This is a genomic window from Clostridium sp. TJA038 (assembly GCF_058310255.1).
On record NZ_JBZEFA010000008.1, the window covers coordinates 1 to 19,285 of the forward strand.

Here is a 19,285-nt window from a genome sequence, read left to right on the forward strand (position 1 = left end):
CTTATAAAAGAATTGCTGGTTTATGTTAATATCTTCTGTTTAATTTTCAAAGACCATTTCTTCGTCGCCCTCAAGCGACTTCTTTAGTTTACCATCGCTTTCGAACTTTGTCAACATTTTTCTTCAAAAAACTTTTTTAACTTATTTGCTAAGTTTTGTTTTTTTATTTTGTTGCTTTCCGTCAGCGACAAGTAATATATTATCATATAAGATTATATAAATGAATTAATAAAATTCTATTAATTAAATTTATATTATAATTACTCTTTATTTCTTAATTTTTCTCATATTTTTAATTATTGATACACTTGGTAAAGTTTATGCTATATTTTTATGATTTTTATCATATAAAGGTCATTTTCAGTCAATTTAGCTATAATAAATTGTATTTATATTTGTTTTTTTAGTTAATTTTAATTTCACTTATATTTTATTTTTGTATTTAATTTTTAAATATTAATAAAAAAACTAACAAAAAAACCTAATGCTTAAGCATTAGGTTTTTTATATCTATACTAATTTTCTTCATTTTTTATTTCATTGTCTATTTCTACTAAAACTTCGTCTGTATCTTTAGAATCATTTAGTAAAGTTTCATCATCTTCATTATTATCTCCAGATATTTTGGCAATTGTTACAACCGCTTCATCTTCTAAAGTTCTCATAAGTTTTACTCCCATTGCAACTCTACTTGTAACTGAAATATCACTTACATTTATTCTTATAGCTACACCATGGTTATTTATAAGCATAATCTCATCATCTTCTTTACATACAGTAGCTCCAACCACTTTTCCTGTTTTATCAGATACTTTGTATGTGATAAGACCTACTCCACCCCTGTTTTGAACTTTATACTCATCTATGTTAGTTCTCTTACCATAACCATTTTCACTAACAACTAATAATTTTTCATCCTCTACTGCTATGTCCATACAAACTGCAACATCGCCTTGTCTTAGATTTATAGCTTTAACTCCAGAAGCTGTTCTACCCATAGGTCTAACATCTTTTTCGTTAAATCTTATAGCATTACCCTCTTGAGTTACAAATATTATATCTGCATCTCCATATGTTATTTTAGCTTTTAGAAGTTCATCACCTTCTCTAAGATTTAAAGCTATTAATCCATTCTTTCTTATGTTCTTAAAGTCTTTTAATGGTGTTTTCTTAACTATTCCTAGTTTAGTTCCCATAAATAAATATCCTTCTTCTTGAACATCCTTAAATGAAAGAACAGTTTGTATTTTTTCATCAGCTTCTAAAGGTAATATATTTACAAGATTTGTTCCCTTTGCAGTTCTTCCTGCATCTGGAACTTCATAAGCTTTAATCTTATAAACTTTTCCTTTAGTTGTAAAGAATAATAAATTTGAGTGTGTTGATGTTACAAGTACATTTTCAACAAAGTCATCTTCCTTAGTTGTCATTGCTTGTATTCCCTTACCACCTCTTTTTTGAGCTGAATATACATCTGAAGATATTCTCTTTATATATCCAGTATGAGTAAGAGTTATTACAACATCCTCTTCTTGTATTAAGTCTTCTATATCTATTTCATTTTCTTGTTTCTCTATTTGAGTTCTTCTTTCATCTGAATACTTAGCTTTTATTTCTAAAAGTTCTTCCTTTATAACTTCTAAAAGTCTTTCTTCACTTGCTAATATTGCATTTAAATATTCTATTAACTTCATAAGCTCATTGTATTCATTCTCAATTTTATCTCTTTCAAGACCTGTAAGCCTTCTAAGTCTCATCTCTAAAATTGCAACAGCTTGTTTTTCACTAAAACTAAATTGTTCAATAAGAGTATTTTTAGCTATTTCTGAAGTCTTAGAACTTCTTATTATATTTATAACTTCATCAATGTTATCAAGTGCTATGATAAGTCCCTCTAATATGTGTGCTCTTTCCTTAGCCTTATTAAGCTCAAACTTAGTTCTTCTAGTTATAACATCCTTTTGGAAGTCTATATAATTAACTAAAACCTGTTTTAAGTTTAATATTTTTGGTTGATTATCAACTAAAGCAAGCATTATAACACCAAAGGTATCTTGCATTTTTGTATGTTTATATAAAAGATTTAATGTTATATTAGGATTTGCATCTCTTTTAAGTTCTATAACTATTCTCATACCTTCTCTATCTGATTCATCTCTTAAATCTGATATTCCAGTAATTTTTTTATCTTTTACTAAATCTGCAATGTATTCTATAAGCTTAGCTTTATTAACTTGATAAGGAAGCTCAGTTACTATTATTTTATGTTTTCCATTTTCCTCTTCTATTTCAGCTTTAGCTCTAACAACTATTCTACCTTTTCCTGTTTCATAGGCAGCTCTTATTCCTGATTTACCCATTATTATTCCTGCTGTAGGGAAATCTGGTCCTTTAATATATGTCATTAATTCTAAACTTGTCAATTCTGGATTATCAATAAGTGCTACTGTTCCATCAATTACCTCACCTAAATTATGAGGAGGTATGTTAGTTGCCATACCAACAGCTATACCTGATGAACCATTAACTAAAAGGTTTGGATATCTTGAAGGTAATACAACAGGTTCCTTTTCCTCACCATCAAAGTTTGGAGTAAAATCAACTGTACTCTTATTTATATCTCTTAACATTTCAGAAGCTATTTTATTCATTTTAGCTTCTGTATATCTCATAGCAGCTGCTGAATCTCCATCTACAGATCCAAAGTTACCATGTCCGTCAACAAGCATATATCTTAAGGAGAAATCTTGTGCCATTCTAACTAAGGCATCATAAACTGATGAATCACCATGTGGATGATATTTACCCAAAACTTCCCCAACTATTCTAGCACATTTTCTATATCCTCTTTCAGGATATAGTCCTAATTCTTGCATTGAATATAAAATTCTTCTATGAACTGGTTTTAAACCATCTCTAACATCTGGTAATGCTCTACCAACAATAACGCTCATAGCATAGTCTATGTAGCATTTTTTCATTTCTTTATTAATATCTATGGGTATTACTTTTCCCTCATTTAAGCTCATGTACTTCACCTCATATTAGTACTATATATCTAAATTGCTAACATTTTTAGCATTCTTCTGAATAAATTCTCTTCTTGGCTCTACTTTATCGCCCATAAGAATAGTAAATATCTCATCTGCTACCATAGCATCTTCAATATCTGCTCTTAATAATATTCTTGATTCTGGATCCATAGTAGNATGTACTTCACCTCATATTAGTACTATATATCTAAATTGCTAACATTTTTAGCATTCTTCTGAATAAATTCTCTTCTTGGCTCTACTTTATCGCCCATAAGAATAGTAAATATCTCATCTGCTACCATAGCATCTTCAATATCTGCTCTTAATAATATTCTTGATTCTGGATCCATAGTAGTTTCCCAAAGTTGTCCTGCATTCATCTCTCCAAGACCTTTATATCTTTGAACATTTACACTACTGTCTTTTCCACCAAATTCTTCTATTATTTCATCTGCTGCAGCATCTGAATATGCATATCTTTCTTGTTTTCCTTTAGAAATTTTATATAGTGGTGGTTGTGCTATATAAACATGCCCCTGCTCAACTAAGTCTCTCATATATCTATAAAAGAATGTTAAAAGTAAAGTTCTTATATGAGCACCATCAACATCAGCATCAGTCATGATTATTATTCTGTTATATCTTATTTTCTCTATATCAAATTCTGGTCCTATGCCAGCTCCAATTGCAGTTACCATTGACCTTATAGTATCTGAACCTAGAATTTTATCTAGTCTTTGCTTTTCTACATTCATTATTTTACCTCTTAAAGGTAATATAGCTTGGAATTTTCTATCTCTTCCTTGCTTTGCAGATCCTCCCGCTGAGTCTCCCTCAACTATATATATTTCACATTCTTTTGGATCTTTTGATGAACAATCAGCAAGTTTACCAGGTAATGAACTTCTTTCAAGAACTGATTTTCTTGTAAGCTCTCTTGCTCTTCTTGCCGCTTCTCTTGCTCTTGAAGCTAGTAAAGCTTTTTCTATTATTATTTTACCAACTTCAGGATTTTCCTCTAAAAAAGTAGATATTCCTTCTCCTGATATTGAATCTACTGCACTTCTAGCCTCACTATTACCTAACTTAGTCTTAGTTTGCCCTTCAAATTGTGGTTCAGATATTTTAACAGAAACAACAGCAGTCAATCCTTCTCTAATATCATCTCCTGATAAATTTTTATCTGATTCTTTTAAATGACCAAATCTTCTACCGTAATCATTCATTACTCTAGTTAAAGCAGTTTTAAATCCTGCTAAGTGAGTTCCACCTTCTACAGTATCTATATTATTTGCAAAGGTAAATATATTTTCATTAAAGCCATCATGGTACTGAAGAGAAACTTCTACAGAAATTCCATCCTTAATTCCTTCTACATATATCGGCTCCTCATGTAAAACTTCTTTATTTCTATTTAAATAACTTACAAAAGATTTTATACCACCTTCATAGTGATATACTTCTTCTTTGATTACATCTTCTCTTTCGTCTATAAGAGTTATATTTATTCCTTTATTTAAAAAAGCTAATTCTCTAAGTCTTTGTGATAAAATCTCAAAGTCAAATTCAGTTTCTTCAAAAATTTCATGGTCTGGTTTAAAGTGTACCTTAGTTCCGCTACCCTCAGCTTCTCCTACTTTTTCTAATCCAGTTAAAACTACTCCTCTTTTGTACACTTGTTTCCAAACATATCCGTCTCTTGTTACAATTACTTCGCATAATTCTGAAAGGGCATTAACTACAGAAGCACCAACTCCATGTAATCCACCAGATACTTTGTATCCGCCACCACCGAATTTACCTCCAGCATGTAAAACTGTCATTATAACTTCTACAGTTGGTTTTCCCATTTTTGGATGTATTCCTACAGGCATTCCTCTTCCGTCGTCAACTACAGTAATTGAATTATCCTTGTGTATGTATACTTTTATATTTTTACAGTATCCAGCTAATGCTTCATCAATACTGTTATCAACAATTTCGTAAACTAAATGATGAAGACCTCTAGAACTTGTGCTACCAATGTACATTCCTGGTCTTTTTCTTACAGCTTCTAGTCCTTCTAAGACCTGAATCTGACTTGCATCATAATTTTGATTGTTTTGCTCCAACATATAACTCCTCCTATATAGCAGCAATTTACCTTTTATAGGGTCTCCGTGAATAATCTCAAACAACTTATTAGCAAATACTTAAATTATAATATTTTCTTTAAATATTACTTAAAAGTTTTGTTTAAAGTCTATGGGTAAACCCTTCCCAAAATAAATGTGGCAATCCTATTTTATAAAATCTTTCAACAATAAATCTTTAGTAATAACCTCAAATTTATCTAAATTCAAAAATTTAAGGATTATAATTAATATCTGTACGCTTTGTTAATGTAGATGATGATATAGGCGAAAGATATACCTTACTCATTTTATCTATTTCAGCTATAACAAAAGACTTTGGTTTTTCATTTGTAATTCTTTCAACAAATCCATCCTCTTCAGCCATTCTTAAGAATTGTATAGTATCTGAACTATACATAGCAGTCTGTATATCAAATATTCCTATGACATCTTTAACTGGAACTACTACATTCTCTCCTAAGTGTAAAAACACAAATACTCCTCCTTTAACATTGAATACGTCCATTTATAACTCTAAATACCTTTGAGTTTTCATCTAAATAACTAGTTAAATCTTCTATTCCTGTGCAGGTTATTACCGTTTGTATATTTTTTATAGATGTCAAAACATATCTTTTTCTATTAAAATCTAATTCTGATAATACATCATCTAATAAAAGTACAGGATACTCATTAGTTATTTCTTTTATTATTTTTAAAGATGCAAACTTTATTGTTAATACACTAGTTCTTTGTTGCCCTTGTGAACCATAAATTTTTGCATCTATATTATTTAAATATATATTAAAATCATCTCTATGTGGACCTATAGATGTAGCTCTTTTATCTATATCCTTTTTTCTATTTTGTCTTAATAGTTTTATCATAGAATCTTTAATATTATCTAAATCTTTTACAGTGGAAATATATTTAAATTCAATATCTTCTTTCCCTGAAGTTATCTCTTTATGAATTTCTTTAGAATATTTGTTTAACTGTTTTATATATTTTAGTCTAGTCTTTATAATATTCTCCCCATATTGAGCTAATTGTATATCATATATGTCTAACATTTCCTCACTTATGTCTTTATTTTTTAAGACTAAATTTCTTTCATGTAAGACTTTGTTATACTGAACTAAATTATGATAATATCTCTTATTTAATTGACTAAGCTCCATATCAATAAATCTTCTTCTTACTCCAGGAGATTCCTTTACTATTTTTAAATCTTCAGGAGAGAACATAACAACATTGAATGTCCCAATTAATTCTCCAATTTTACTTATCTTTATTGAATTTATACTAATAGCTTTCTTGCCGTCTTTTAAAATATTCACATCTATGATTTTATCTAATCTATCTTTATGAACATCTAACCTTATAAAAGCTCTGTCCTTATTCCACTCTATTAGTTCTTTATCTCTATTAGTTCTGTGTGACTTAGCAAATCCACAATAATATATAGCTTCTATTACATTGGTTTTGCCTTGTGCATTATCACCTATAAAGACATTTACATTAGGACAAAGCTTAATTGATAAATTTTCATAATTTCTATAATTAATTAATTGCAAACTTTTTATATACATAAAAACACCTATATTTAATTATACCATATTCTTATGTTCTTTAGGCTATGTATCTTTAAATTAACTTATAAATTTCCCCATTGAACTCTACAGTATCATCAACTCTTAATTTTTTTCCTCTTTGAGTACAAACCTCACCATTTACTAAAACTTCTCCGTCCATAATAAACATTTTAGCTTCTGAACCTAAGCTAACTGCTCCACACCATTTTAAAAATGAATCTAACTTTATAAACTCAGTATTAATTTTAACTTCTTGCATAATTATACACACAATGTATATTTTAATTTACATTGTTTCTCCTTTCAAATATAAAATAATCTATGAGCAGTTTAGTAATACTAAACTGCTCATATTCTTAAAAGCAAATTAAATTTATCTTGCTATTCTAACAGGTAAAACTAAATACTCACATAAATCATTATTTTTATTTCTTATGATACATGGTGATATACTACTTGTCATTCTTAATTCTATTTTATCCTCTTCCATATTTTTTAAAACGTCTAATAAATACTTTGAGTTAAATGCAATTTGTATTTCATCACCTTGCAACTTTATAGTAACCTCTTCTCTTACTTTTCCTAATTGAGAATTAGATGTGATTATTATATTTTCATCATTTATATCAAATTTAACTAAGTTACTATTTCCTTCCTTAGCCATAAGTGATGCTCTTTCTATACCATTTTGAAGACTTTGTTTATCAACTTCAATTTGTAATTTATGTTCTTTTGGTAAAAGTGCATCATACTTTATGAACTCTCCTTCTAATAATCTAGATATAACTTTAGTATCGCCCATATTAAATAATATGTGATTTGGAGTAAAAGTTATATTTACAATTTCTTCTGAATCCTCTAATATCTTAGCAACTTCATTTAGAGTTTTTCCTGGTATAACAGCATTTATTGTATTTGTAGTATTTATATTCTCTGTTCTTATTGCTAATCTATATCCATCTAAGGCTACTAAATTTAATTTAGAATCCTTTATCTCAAATAATATACCTTGAAGTATAGGTCTTGTTTCATCTTGTGCTATAGCAAAAGATGTACCCTTTATCATATTTTTAAGAATACCTTGACTTATTGAAAATATCATATTTTCATTTATCTTTGGTAAACTTGGAAAATCTTCTGCATTCATATGTAATAAATCAAAAACAGATTTTTGACAAGTTATTCTTATAGATTCTTCTGATACAGTTTCTATTTTAATTTTATCATTAGGTAATTTTCTTATTATTTCCCCAAATATTTTTGCATCAACTACTACCTTTCCTGGTTCTATAACATCAGCTTCAAATTTAGTTTCTATACTAACATCTTTGTCAGAACCTATTATAGTCACTATATTTTCATAAGCTTCTATATATAACCCTTCTAGTATAGGCATAGTTGTTTTTCCTGTTATAGCTTTTTGAGCTATAGTTATAGATTCTTGTAATTTATTTTTGTCACATGTAAATATCAAAATAAAAACCCTCCTTTTAGGACTTATTCACAAAAGTTATACACAATGTGAATTTTTATATAATAGATATATTAATAGATAATATATATAATAATAATAGTAATAGTAGCTGTGGATTTGTGGATAAACTCTTATAAGCCTTTTATATCAATGGTTATAAGGATTTTTTGCCTGTGGATAACCTGTAGATTACTTTGCACAATTATCCACAACAAAAAATAGAAAGAAAAATAATAAACATAATAATCCACAGGTTATCCACAGATAATATACAGTTATTATGTACTTTTTTTATTACTTTTGAGTAAGCTTTTTAGTTATATCACTAATCATGCTTTGAAGTCCTTCATCTGTTTTTAAATTTTCAGATATTTTTTCATAAGCATGTATTACTGTTGTGTGATCTCTTCCTCCAAATTCTTCGCCTATTTTAGGTAAAGACATATCTGTAAGTTTTCTGCTAAGATACATAGCTATCTGACGAGGATAGGCTATATTTCTAGTTCTTCTTTGAGATTTTAAATCCTCTACTCTTAGATTATAATAATTTGCTACAGATTCTTGAATAGTTTTTACTGTAACAGGTGCACTTTCTTTATTAGATATAATATCTTTAAGTGCTTCTGAGGCTAAATCAACGCTTACCTCTCTATTAGTTAAAGAAGAATAAGCAATTATTCTTATAAGTGCTCCTTCTAATTCTCTTATATTTGATTTTATTTTTGTTGCTATATAAACCATAACTTCATTTGGAACATTTAGTCCTTCAACATCAGCTTTTTTCTTTAATATAGCCATTCTTGTTTCAAAATCTGGTGGTTGAATATCAGCTATTAACCCCCATTCAAATCTAGAACGTAATCTATCTTCTAGAGTTGGAATTTCTTTAGGAGGTCTATCTGATGAAAGAATTATCTGTTTATTTGCTTCATGTAATGCATTAAATGTATGGAAGAACTCTTCTTGAGTACGCTCCTTACCTGCTATGAATTGAATATCATCAATTAATAAAACATCAACTTTTCTATATTTATTTCTAAATTCTTCATTCTTGTCATCTTTTATAGCATTTATAAGTTCATTTGTAAATTTTTCTGAAGAAACATAAACAACTTTTGCTTTAGGATTTTCTTGAAGAATATAATGTCCTATTGCATGCATTAAATGTGTTTTTCCAAGTCCAACTCCTCCGTATATGAATAAGGGATTGTAAGCTTTAGCAGGTGACTCAGCTACAGCTAAAGAGGCTGCATGAGCAAATCTGTTGCTATTACCTATTACAAAGGATTGAAAAGTGTATTTAGGATTTAAGGTTGCAGACATTTCATCGCTAACTACTATGGAACCATCTGCATCTTTTGAGTTGTCTTTTTTTTCTTCTTTTTGTTTTTCTTCATTTTCTTTTTCTTCTTCTAAATCAGATTCAAGATAAAATTCTATTTTAAATTTTCTAGATGTTACAATCTTTAGAGCTTGAATTAATAAATCTTTATATCTTGTATCTAAAATTCCCTTAGTGAATTCGTTTGGCACTGAGAGTTTTAGAAGGTTATCTGAAATAGATATAGGAGTACAGCTTTTAATCCAAGTATTAAAGCTTATTTCAGATATTTCTCCCTTTATTATGTTTAGTGCTTGTTCCCAGAGATTATTTAGTTGGGCATCCATCTTCTATCCTCCAATCATAAAATGACTTTTACTTTTAGTTATGCACATATAATTAACATATTAGATTATTTTTTTTATCATGTGAATAAAGTTATTAACAGGCTGTTGATAATGTGGATAAATTACCTCTAAAAAAAATTATCAACAAGAAATATAAACAGTTCTTGTTGAAAACTAAGATTATATAAAACCTTTGTATTTCAAGGGTTTTATAGATTATATTTATAGATTTATATAAATAATATACAAGTTATCAACAGGCTTATTAACAAGTGTGGATAAGTTGTTATATTATATAAAGTTATTCACAATGCATTAATATGATAACATAAATATAAGGGGATGTTCAATAAGTTATCCACAAAATTAACAGCTGTTGATAACTTATTTTGTGTAAAATTAATTTTACATAAATTATATAAATTTAATTAGTTTTTTCATAGATTAATTTTAAAAGTAAGGTAAAAGAATAATAATTAATTAAAGTAATTTATGTGTTTTTAATAAAATAAATAAAAAAGTATTTTAAAAGTGAAGATTAATAACAAGTTGTGAGTTAATTTGTGGATAACTTTATAACTATAGTTATAAAGTAGAATTTAAATTAATAATATATCTTAGAAAGTATAATATTTAAAAAGAATAGAATTTAAAGATAACATAATATTTTTTATAAAAATAAGAGTAATTATTTTTCCTTTATAAAATGAATATTTAAAACTTTATAAAAGTAAAATAAGGGTGAGATAATAAATCTTTAAGTAAGTTATTTTCTTGACAGAGGCCAACTTGAAAGATATAATTAAACAGTAAAACCTAAATTAGCGAGTAAGTAGAAAGTTTTTAGCTTTTTACTAGAATAAAAATACTGGTTGAAGGGGGTGTATTTAAATGTTCATGACATATCAACCTAAAAAAAGACAAAGAAGTAAAGAGCATGGATTCAGAAAGAGAATGAAAACTAAATCTGGAAGAAATGTTTTAAAGAGAAGAAGACAAAAAGGTAGAAAAAGATTAACAGCATAAGGGCCGCATTTTGTGGCCTTTTTCTGCACTAAAAAGCAGAAAAAAGGGGAGCAATTTTAAATGTTACTAAGTTTAAGAAAGAACAATGAGTTTAGAACAGTTTATAGAAGAGGAAAATCTTATGCTAATGACTTACTAGTTCTTTATGTTTATCCTAATAGGAAGAATGTTACAAAAGATGGAGAACGTTTCAATAAAATAGGCGTTTCAGTTAGTAAAAAGGTTGGAAAAAGTGTAGTTAGAAGTAGAGTTAAAAGACTTATACTTGAGAATTACAGAAATAATTCTAGTGAACTTAAAAAAGGCTATGACTTTGTGTTTATTGCTAGAGTTGCTATAAACGGTAAGGATTTTAAGCAAGTAGGGAAAGCCATGAATAATTTAATAAAAAAGGCAGGTCTACGAGAGAATGAAAAAATTGTTCATAGTAATGATTAAATTCTATAGAAAATATATTTCGCCTTTAAAAAGGCCTTGTTGTAGATTTTATCCAACGTGTTCTCAATATGCGTTAGAGGCTATACAAAAGTACGGTGCTTTTAAAGGAGGACTTATGAGTATTGGAAGAATATTAAGGTGTAATCCATTTTGTAAAGGTGGATATGACCCTGTAAAATAAATATATACAGTTAAATATAGGAGGGTAATGTATTGCAGACAATTTTAAAGCCGCTAACTAATTTATTCACAATGATATTTCAAGCTATCCACGGCTTTGTTTCCTCACTAGATTTTTTTGGTGTAGGAGCTGGATATGTAATAACAATTTTCTTATTAACTTTATTAGTAAGATTAATATTATTACCACTAAATATAAAGCAAACTAGATCTCAACAAAAGATGCAAGAGATGCAACCTGAAATAGCTAAGCTTCAGAAGAAATACAAAAATAATCCTGAAAAGGCTCAACAAGAGGTTATGAAGCTTTACAAGGAAAATAATATAAACCCTATGAGTGGATGCTTACCTTTAGTAATTCAAATGCCAATATTATTTGCATTATACTATGTGTTTACTGGATTAGGAGAGTTAAAAGGAGTATCTTTCTTATGGATGGGAGATTTATGGGCTCCTGATAAGACATTTATATTACCTATATTATCAGCTGCAACAACATTTTTATCATCTTTCATAATGACAAGATCTACTCAGTCTCAATCTGGTGGCGCAGCACCTGGTGGATTAAATATGAATACTATGAATATAGTAATGGCTGGTATGATGGGTGTAATGTCAATACAATTCCCATCAATGCTTGTATTATATTGGATAATAGGTAACTTAATTCAAATGGTTCAATCATATTTCTTAGTTGTTTTACCTAATAAGAGAAGAGCTAGAGAGAAAGAACAATCTAAAGATGTAAAGTAGAAAAATTTGTTTTACTTTTCTAAGGTGGTGATAAGGGTATGAATATAATTGAGATTACTGGAAAAACTGTTGAGGATGCATTAAAAAATGCTTTAAAGCAGTTAAACACTACAGAAGATAAAGTAGAGGTTACAGTTATAGAGGAAGGTAGTAAAGGATTCTTTAATTTAATTGGTACAAAGCAAGCTAAAATATCAGTTAAATTAAAAAGAGACAGAATCTTAGAGGCTAAAAAGTTTTTAAGAGATATCTTAGATAACATGAATATACAAGCTGAAATTACTATTGAAGAAAGTAAGGATTTAGTAAAAATAAATCTTACAGGACCTAAAATGGGAGCAATTATAGGCTATAGAGGAGAAACTCTAGATTCTCTTCAGTATTTAACAAGTTTAGTAGTAAATAAATCTAAAGAGGATAAATACAAAAGAGTTGTTTTAGATACTGAAAATTATAGACAAAAGAGAGAAGAAACTCTTAGAAGATTAGCTAATAAGATTGCTTACAAGGTTAAAAAATCAGGAAAAGTTATAAAACTTGAACCTATGAATCCTTATGAGAGAAGGGTTATTCATTCAGAATTACAAAATAATGAATTTGTAAAGACCTTTAGTGAAGGTGAAGAACCTTACAGAAGGGTTGTAGTAGATATAAAGAATTAAAAGGAAAGTTTTAAACTTTCCTTTTTTTTATCCACATAAATAGTTAATTGTTTGTGGATAAGTTTTTCTTACCTGTAGAAAACTTAATGATTTTAATTTTAATAAGGTGAATTTGTTTAAAATTTATCTTATTTTTTTATTTGTTATAGTATTTAATTAATTGGGTAGTATTTTTAAGTAAGTAAGCTATTTAATAAATTAGAAAAAACATATTTTTTTCCCATAAATAATATGACTTAAAATTTTGACTTATTTTGCTTTGTTGGGTAAAATCAATATTAGTTCAAATTTGAGAATATAATTATATAAGGAGGAGCTTATGAAAGAATTCGATACTATTGCTGCTATAGCTACAGCATTAGGAGAAGGTGGAATAGCTATAATTAGAGTATCAGGAAATAAAGCTCTTGAGATTGTAAATAAAATATTCAGAGGAATAAATGGAAAAGATTTATTAGACATAAAACCATATACAATGAGATATGGTCATATGATAGATGAAAATAATGAAGTTATAGATGAAGTTATAGTGAGCTTTATGAAGGGGCCTAGAAGTTTTACTGCTGAAGATACAGTAGAGATAAACTGTCATGGTGGTATAGTAGCTACTAATAAGGTATTACAAAATGTAATAAAAGCAGGAGCAAGACTTGCAGAGCCTGGTGAATTTACAAAAAGAGCCTTTTTAAATGGTAGAATAGATTTAAGCCAAGCAGAAGCTGTTATGGATATAATAACTGCAAAAACTGAGCTTTCAATGAAGTCAGCTATGACTCAAAGTCAAGGAAGACTTTCTAATGAAATAAACAATCTTAGAAAAGAAGCTTTAGATATACTAGCTTTAATAGAATATGCTGTTGATTTTACAGAAGATGATGAGGAACCAGATGAAACTATACCAGTTAAAGTTAAAGAGGATGTTATAACTCTTAAAGATAAAGTTGACCATTTAATTGATACAGCAGATGAAGGGAAACTTATTAGAGATGGATTGAGCATGGTTATAGTTGGAAAACCTAATGTTGGAAAGTCATCTCTTTTAAATGCTTTATTAAATGAAAAGAGAGCTATAGTAACTGATATAGCTGGTACTACAAGAGATGTAATAGAAGAATATATAAACTTAGATGGAATACCTGTTAGATTAGTAGATACAGCGGGAATAAGAGAAACAGAGGATGTTGTAGAAAAAATAGGTGTTGAAAAGTCTAAGGAAAAGATAAATGAAGCTGATTTAGTTATACTTATGCTAGACACAAGTAGAGAACTAGATGATGAGGATAAAGAAATTATCGATTATATTAAAGATAGAAAATACATAGTACTTTTAAATAAAGTTGATTTAGATAGAAAGTTATCCTCAGATATTGTGGATAACTTAGAAAATAAAATCGAGTTATCTGCAAAAACTGGTTTTGGTATAGATGCTTTAAAAGATAAAATAAAAGAATTATTTTTTAATGGTTCAATTGATGCAGAAAGTGTTATGGTAACTAATACAAGACACAAAGAAGCTTTATATAGAGCTTCTGAAAATTTAGAAGGGGCATTAAAAGGACTTAATAACAATGAATTCTTAGATTTAGTTTCAATTTATGTTACTTCTGCCTTAAGAGCATTAGGAGAAATAACAGGAGCTGAATTAGAAGAAGATTTAGTAAACAAAATATTTGCAGAGTTTTGTTGTGGAAAATAGGAGAATGATTAAATATGAGATATGATGCAGGAAGTTATGATATAGTTGTTATAGGTGCTGGTCATGCAGGTTGTGAAGCAGGATTAGCTGCAGCTAGAATGGGATGTAAAACTTTAGTTTGCACATTAACATTAGATTCTGTTGCTATGATGCCATGTAATCCTAATATTGGTGGAACTGCTAAGGGACATCTAGTTAGAGAAATAGATGCTTTAGGTGGAGAAATGGGTGTTAATATAGACCATACCTTCATCCAGTCTAAGATGTTAAATACCTCTAAAGGACCTGCTGTACACTCTTTGAGAGCACAAGCTGATAAGAAAAAATATCAAGAAAGAATGAAAAGAGTTTTAGAAACACAAGAAAATCTTTATTTAAGACAGTTAGAAGTAGTAGCTGTTGAAGTTGAAGAGGGAAAAGTTAAAGGTGTGTTAACTAAAAATGGTGGTTTTTTTGAGTGTAAAGCCGTTATAATGACAAGTGGAACATACTTACAAAGTAGAATAATAATTGGAGATGTTAGCTATAGCCAAGGGCCAAATGGACTTAGTAATGCTACTGAACTTTCAAAATCATTAATAGATTTAGGAATTGACCTTAGAAGATTTAAAACTGGTACTCCAGCTAGAGTAAATAAAAGAAGTGTGGATTTCTCTAAAATGATAGAGCAACCAGGAGATGAAGAAATAATACCATTTTCTTTTATAAGTGGAGACATATATAGAGAGCAAGTTTCATGTTGGTTAACTTACACCAATGAGGAAACACATAAGGTAATTCAAGAAAATATACATAGATCACCAATGTATAATGGTAGCATAAAAGGTGTTGGACCAAGATACTGCCCTTCAATAGAGGATAAAGTAATGAGATTCCAAGATAAAGATAGACATCAAATCTTTATAGAGCCAGAAGGTGATGATACAGAAGAAATGTATGTTGGAGGAATGTCTTCATCTCTTCCAGAAGATGTTCAAGTTAAAATGTTAAAAACAGTTCCAGGACTTGAGAATGCTGAAATTATGAGAACTGCTTATGCAATTGAATATGATTGTATAGACCCAACACAATTAAAGGCTTCATTAGAATTTAAAAATATTGATGGATTCTTTAGTGCAGGTCAAATAAATGGTAGCTCAGGCTATGAAGAGGCTGGTGCTCAAGGAATAGTGGCAGGTATAAATGCAGCTTTAAAAGTTCAAGGTAAAGAGCCAATGATTTTAACAAGGTCAGATGGATATGTAGGAGTTTTAATTGATGATTTAATAACTAAGGGAACTAATGAACCTTATAGAATGATGACATCAAGAGCAGAGTATAGATTATTATTAAGACAGGATAATGCTGACTTTAGATTAACTGAAATAGGTCATAAAGTAGGCTTAGTTACTGAAGAAAGATGGAAGAAGTTTAAAGAAAGAAAACATAATTTAGAAAAAGAACTTGAAAGACTTAAAGAACTTCAAATAACTAATAAAGCTGAAAATAATGAGAAGATAGTTGAGTTAGGTTCAACAGAACTTAAAAAGCCAATAAAGATGTATGAACTTATAAAAAGACCAGAGTTAGATTATTTTTCATTAGCGTGTTTAGACCCAGAAAGACCTGATTTACCAAAAGATATTGGAGAGCAAATAAACATAATAGCTAGATATGAAGGATATATTCAAACTCAATTAGAACAAGTAGCTCAATTTAAAAAGTTTGAGAAAAAAGTTCTTCCTGAAGATTTAGATTATAATGATGTAAATAGTTTAAGAATAGAGGCAATACAAAAGCTAAATAAAATAAGACCTTTAAACATAGGTCAAGCATCAAGAATATCAGGGGTATCCCCAGCGGATATATCAGTTCTTTTAATATTCTTAGAGCATTATAGAAAAACTGAAAAGAATAATAAGTAAGTAAAAAAGTTATTAAGAAGTTTTCAACAGCACCTGTGGATAAGTATTGTGAAAAAACTTAAAAAGGTGCTGTTTTAACACTTTTAAAAAGTTATCCACCTGTGGATAACTTTAGTTTTTTAGTAGAAAATAAAATTTATAATATACTTTTTCATAATCTTAAATTTGGAGGATTAAAAATGCAATATTTTGATTTAATGAAAAAAGCATGTGATAGTGTAAATATGGAATTTAATGAAGATAAATATGAAAAATTTATGCTATATAAAGATTTATTAAAAGAATGGAATGAAAAAATAAACTTAACTGCTATAACTGAGGATGAAGAAATTATAAAGAAGCATTTTATAGATTGTATAAAAGCCTTTAAAGCTGAAGAATTTAAAAATGCTAAAACTGTAATAGATGTTGGAACAGGTGCTGGATTTCCAGGATTACCTATAGCTATTATGAGAGAAGAAGTTGAAGTTACCTTATTAGATTCTTTAAATAAAAGAATAAATTTTTTAAATGAAGTTATAAATAAATTAGGTTTAAAAAATGTTGAAACTATACATTCTAGAGCAGAGGATGGAGCAAGAAAAAAAGAGTTAAGAGAAAGTTTTGATATTGCAACATCAAGAGCTGTTGCAAATATGTGTGTTTTAAGTGAATTTTGTATTCCTTATGTAAAGGTTAATGGAAATTTTATAGCATTAAAAGGACCTAATATAACTGAAGAATTAAATGAAGCTAAAAATGCAATTGGAACCTTAGGTGGTAAACTTAAAGGGATAACTGAAGTAGAGATTGAAGGTACGGATTTAAATCACAATTTAGTTATAATAGATAAAATAAAAAGTACTCCTAAGACTTACCCTAGAAAAGCAGGAAATGTAACAAAAAAACCATTAAAATAAATATGATGTTTATTAATATAAAAATAGAAATGTTTCACGTGAAACATTTCTATTTTTTTCATTTTTTTAAGGATAAATAACAAATATCATCTTTTATTATGTAATGTAAAAATATATAATAAAATAGATGTATTAGAAGGGAGGTGAATGTTCAAGAATATGTTATTCTTGGATGATTTTAATGAAAACAATTTGTGTTTTTAATCAAAAAGGTGGAGTTGGAAAAACAACAACAAATATAAATTTATGTTCATACTTAGCTATGCAGGGATTTAAAGTTTTAGCTATAGATATAGACCCTCAAGGAAACACTACAAGTGGCTTAGGTATAGATAAAAGAAAATTAGACAAGTCTATATATGAGTTGCTAACAGAAGGAGAAAATATTGAAAACATAATAAAAAAATGTGAATTAGTTGATAATCTTTATGTTGTTCCAGCAAGAATGGAACTAGCTGGTGCAGAGGTAGAAATTATAGATAGAAAAGATAGAGAGCATATACTTAAAAATGCAATAGATAAAATTAAGGATAAATTTGATTTTATATTTATTGACTGTCCTCCATCTCTAGGTGTTTTAACAATTAATGCTTTAGTTGCCTCTCATAGTGTTTTAATACCTATACAAGCAGAATATTATGCTTTAGAAGGAGTTGGACAATTAATAAATACAATAAATTTAGTTAAAAAGTCTTTAAATAAGGACTTAGATATAGAAGGTGTAGTTATGACCATGTATGATTCTAGAACAAACTTAAGTACAGAGGTTTATAAGGAAGTTAAAGAATATTTTAAAGATAGGTTGTATGAAACAACTATTCCTAGAAATGTTAGATTAGCAGAAGCACCTAGTTTTGGACTACCAATATGCCTTTATGATGAAAAGTGTAGAGGTGCTAAATCATATGAAAATTTAACTGAGGAATTCCTAAAAAGACAGGGAGTGAATATAGATGGCTAAAAAATTTGGCTTAGGGAAAGGCTTAGGGGCATTAATTCCCGAAGATAATATTAAAGAAGATAAAATAAAAGATAATGGAATAATAAATATAGACCTTAAAGATATTAAGGCTAATAGTAAACAACCTAGAAAGTTTTTTGATAATGATAAGTTAAATGAGTTAGCTGAATCTGTAAAAGAACATGGAATAATACAACCTTTAATATTAAAGAAAGAAGAAGTTGGATATTCTATTATTGCAGGAGAAAGAAGATTTAGAGCAGCAAAAATAGCTAATTTAAAAGAAGTTCCGTCTGTTATAATGAATATTTCAAATGAAAAGTTATTACAAGTTTCTTTAATAGAAAACATTCAAAGAGAAGATTTAAATCCTATAGAAGAAGCTTTAGCTTATGAAAGATTATTAAAAGAGTTTTCTTTAACTCAAGAATCACTTTCAAAGACTATGGGTAAATCAAGAGCCTCTATAACTAATACTATGAGATTATTAAAATTAGATGATAGAGTTAAAGAGTATATTATAGAAGGTGTAATTTCTGAAGGACATGGAAGAGCTTTATTATCTTTAGATAATGAAGAACAATATAAAATGTCACAGAAAATAATAGATAATTCTTTATCTGTTAGAGAAACAGAAAAATTAGTTAAAAAATTAATGAATAATGTAGCTGAAGAAAATGCATCAAAAAGAAGAAAGCCTTTAAATCCTTACTATAAAGATGTAAGAGATAGACTTCAAGATCATTTTGGAACTAAGGTTAACTTAAATTCTAATAAAAATAAAGGTAAAATAGAGATTGAGTACTATTCAGAAGAAGATTTACAAAGAATACTAGATATTATAAATCTTTAAAATGTTTCACGTGAAACATTTTAAAAA

At 28.4% G+C, this 19,285-nt stretch carries 17 protein-coding genes and 1 pseudogene; 10 read left to right on the forward strand and 8 right to left on the reverse strand.

The window, feature by feature from the left end; translation table 11 throughout:
• Positions 1-515 precede the first annotated feature (515 nt).
• The 8 genes and pseudogenes from gyrA to dnaA all read right to left on the reverse strand — a co-directional run bounded on the left by gyrA (position 516) and on the right by dnaA (position 9,886).
• On the reverse strand, positions 516-3,029 hold the full coding sequence (gyrA, locus tag AC4FQV_RS10410) for a DNA gyrase subunit A (RefSeq protein WP_491140147.1): 2,514 nt from the start codon (positions 3,027-3,029) through the stop codon (positions 516-518).
• A 21-nt stretch (positions 3,030-3,050) separates the two neighbouring features.
• Positions 3,051-3,206 (reverse strand): annotated as a pseudogene (locus AC4FQV_RS10415) (hypothetical protein); the annotation flags it as partial.
• Positions 3,207-3,232: 26 nt separating this feature from the next.
• Complete coding sequence (gene gyrB / locus AC4FQV_RS10420; RefSeq protein ID WP_491140146.1) at positions 3,233-5,149, reverse strand: DNA topoisomerase (ATP-hydrolyzing) subunit B; 1,917 nt, start codon at positions 5,147-5,149, stop codon at positions 3,233-3,235.
• A 232-nt stretch (positions 5,150-5,381) separates the two neighbouring features.
• The gene (gene remB / locus AC4FQV_RS10425; protein WP_300257506.1) at positions 5,382-5,642 is read right to left on the reverse strand and encodes an extracellular matrix regulator RemB; all 261 of its coding nucleotides are present in this window, start codon (positions 5,640-5,642) and stop codon (positions 5,382-5,384) included.
• 13 nt (positions 5,643-5,655) lie between these two features.
• Positions 5,656-6,741 (reverse strand): DNA replication/repair protein RecF, encoded by a 1,086-nt coding sequence (gene recF / locus AC4FQV_RS10430; protein ID WP_491165458.1) that lies wholly within the window; start codon positions 6,739-6,741, stop codon positions 5,656-5,658.
• 55 nt (positions 6,742-6,796) lie between these two features.
• Complete coding sequence (yaaA, locus tag AC4FQV_RS10435; protein ID WP_003470354.1) at positions 6,797-7,003, reverse strand: S4 domain-containing protein YaaA; 207 nt, start codon at positions 7,001-7,003, stop codon at positions 6,797-6,799.
• Positions 7,004-7,117: 114 nt separating this feature from the next.
• Entirely contained in the window at positions 7,118-8,218 is a 1,101-nt protein-coding gene (dnaN, locus tag AC4FQV_RS10440; protein ID WP_491140144.1) for a DNA polymerase III subunit beta, read from the reverse strand.
• Positions 8,219-8,512: 294 nt separating this feature from the next.
• Complete coding sequence (gene dnaA, locus AC4FQV_RS10445; protein ID WP_491140143.1) at positions 8,513-9,886, reverse strand: chromosomal replication initiator protein DnaA; 1,374 nt, start codon at positions 9,884-9,886, stop codon at positions 8,513-8,515.
• An 891-nt stretch (positions 9,887-10,777) separates the two neighbouring features.
• Here dnaA and rpmH point away from each other — a divergent pair.
• The 10 genes from rpmH (at position 10,778) to AC4FQV_RS10495 (ending at position 19,258) form a co-directional block, all read left to right on the forward strand.
• Positions 10,778-10,912: a 50S ribosomal protein L34 gene (gene rpmH, locus AC4FQV_RS10450; RefSeq protein WP_003451019.1), complete on the forward strand. Its 135-nt coding sequence runs from the start codon at positions 10,778-10,780 to the stop codon at positions 10,910-10,912.
• 60 nt (positions 10,913-10,972) lie between these two features.
• Positions 10,973-11,350 carry a ribonuclease P protein component gene (gene rnpA, locus AC4FQV_RS10455; RefSeq protein ID WP_491140142.1) on the forward strand — a complete coding sequence of 126 codons (378 nt, stop codon included), beginning with the start codon at positions 10,973-10,975 and terminating at the stop codon, positions 11,348-11,350.
• Positions 11,322-11,531, forward strand: a complete 210-nt coding sequence (gene yidD, locus AC4FQV_RS10460) for a membrane protein insertion efficiency factor YidD (RefSeq protein WP_491140141.1) — start codon at positions 11,322-11,324, stop codon at positions 11,529-11,531. The genes rnpA and yidD overlap by 29 nt, the downstream gene beginning before the upstream one ends.
• Positions 11,532-11,563: 32 nt before the next feature.
• Positions 11,564-12,283, forward strand: a complete 720-nt coding sequence (locus tag AC4FQV_RS10465) for a membrane protein insertase YidC (protein WP_491140140.1) — start codon at positions 11,564-11,566, stop codon at positions 12,281-12,283.
• A 38-nt stretch (positions 12,284-12,321) separates the two neighbouring features.
• Complete coding sequence (gene jag, locus AC4FQV_RS10470; RefSeq protein WP_491165459.1) at positions 12,322-12,945, forward strand: RNA-binding cell elongation regulator Jag/EloR; 624 nt, start codon at positions 12,322-12,324, stop codon at positions 12,943-12,945.
• A gap of 319 nt (positions 12,946-13,264) precedes the next feature.
• A complete protein-coding gene (gene mnmE, locus AC4FQV_RS10475) occupies positions 13,265-14,641 on the forward strand; it encodes a tRNA uridine-5-carboxymethylaminomethyl(34) synthesis GTPase MnmE (protein ID WP_491165460.1) in 1,377 nt (458 codons plus the stop codon).
• A gap of 14 nt (positions 14,642-14,655) precedes the next feature.
• A complete protein-coding gene (gene mnmG, locus AC4FQV_RS10480; RefSeq protein ID WP_491140137.1) occupies positions 14,656-16,545 on the forward strand; it encodes a tRNA uridine-5-carboxymethylaminomethyl(34) synthesis enzyme MnmG in 1,890 nt (629 codons plus the stop codon).
• Between the two features lie 179 nt (positions 16,546-16,724).
• On the forward strand, positions 16,725-17,444 hold the full coding sequence (rsmG, locus tag AC4FQV_RS10485) for a 16S rRNA (guanine(527)-N(7))-methyltransferase RsmG (protein ID WP_491165461.1): 720 nt from the start codon (positions 16,725-16,727) through the stop codon (positions 17,442-17,444).
• A gap of 181 nt (positions 17,445-17,625) precedes the next feature.
• On the forward strand, positions 17,626-18,405 hold the full coding sequence (locus tag AC4FQV_RS10490) for a ParA family protein (protein ID WP_491140135.1): 780 nt from the start codon (positions 17,626-17,628) through the stop codon (positions 18,403-18,405).
• Entirely contained in the window at positions 18,398-19,258 is an 861-nt protein-coding gene (locus AC4FQV_RS10495; RefSeq protein ID WP_491165462.1) for a ParB/RepB/Spo0J family partition protein, read from the forward strand. Before AC4FQV_RS10490 ends, AC4FQV_RS10495 begins: the two co-directional genes overlap by 8 nt.
• Positions 19,259-19,285 lie beyond the last annotated feature (27 nt).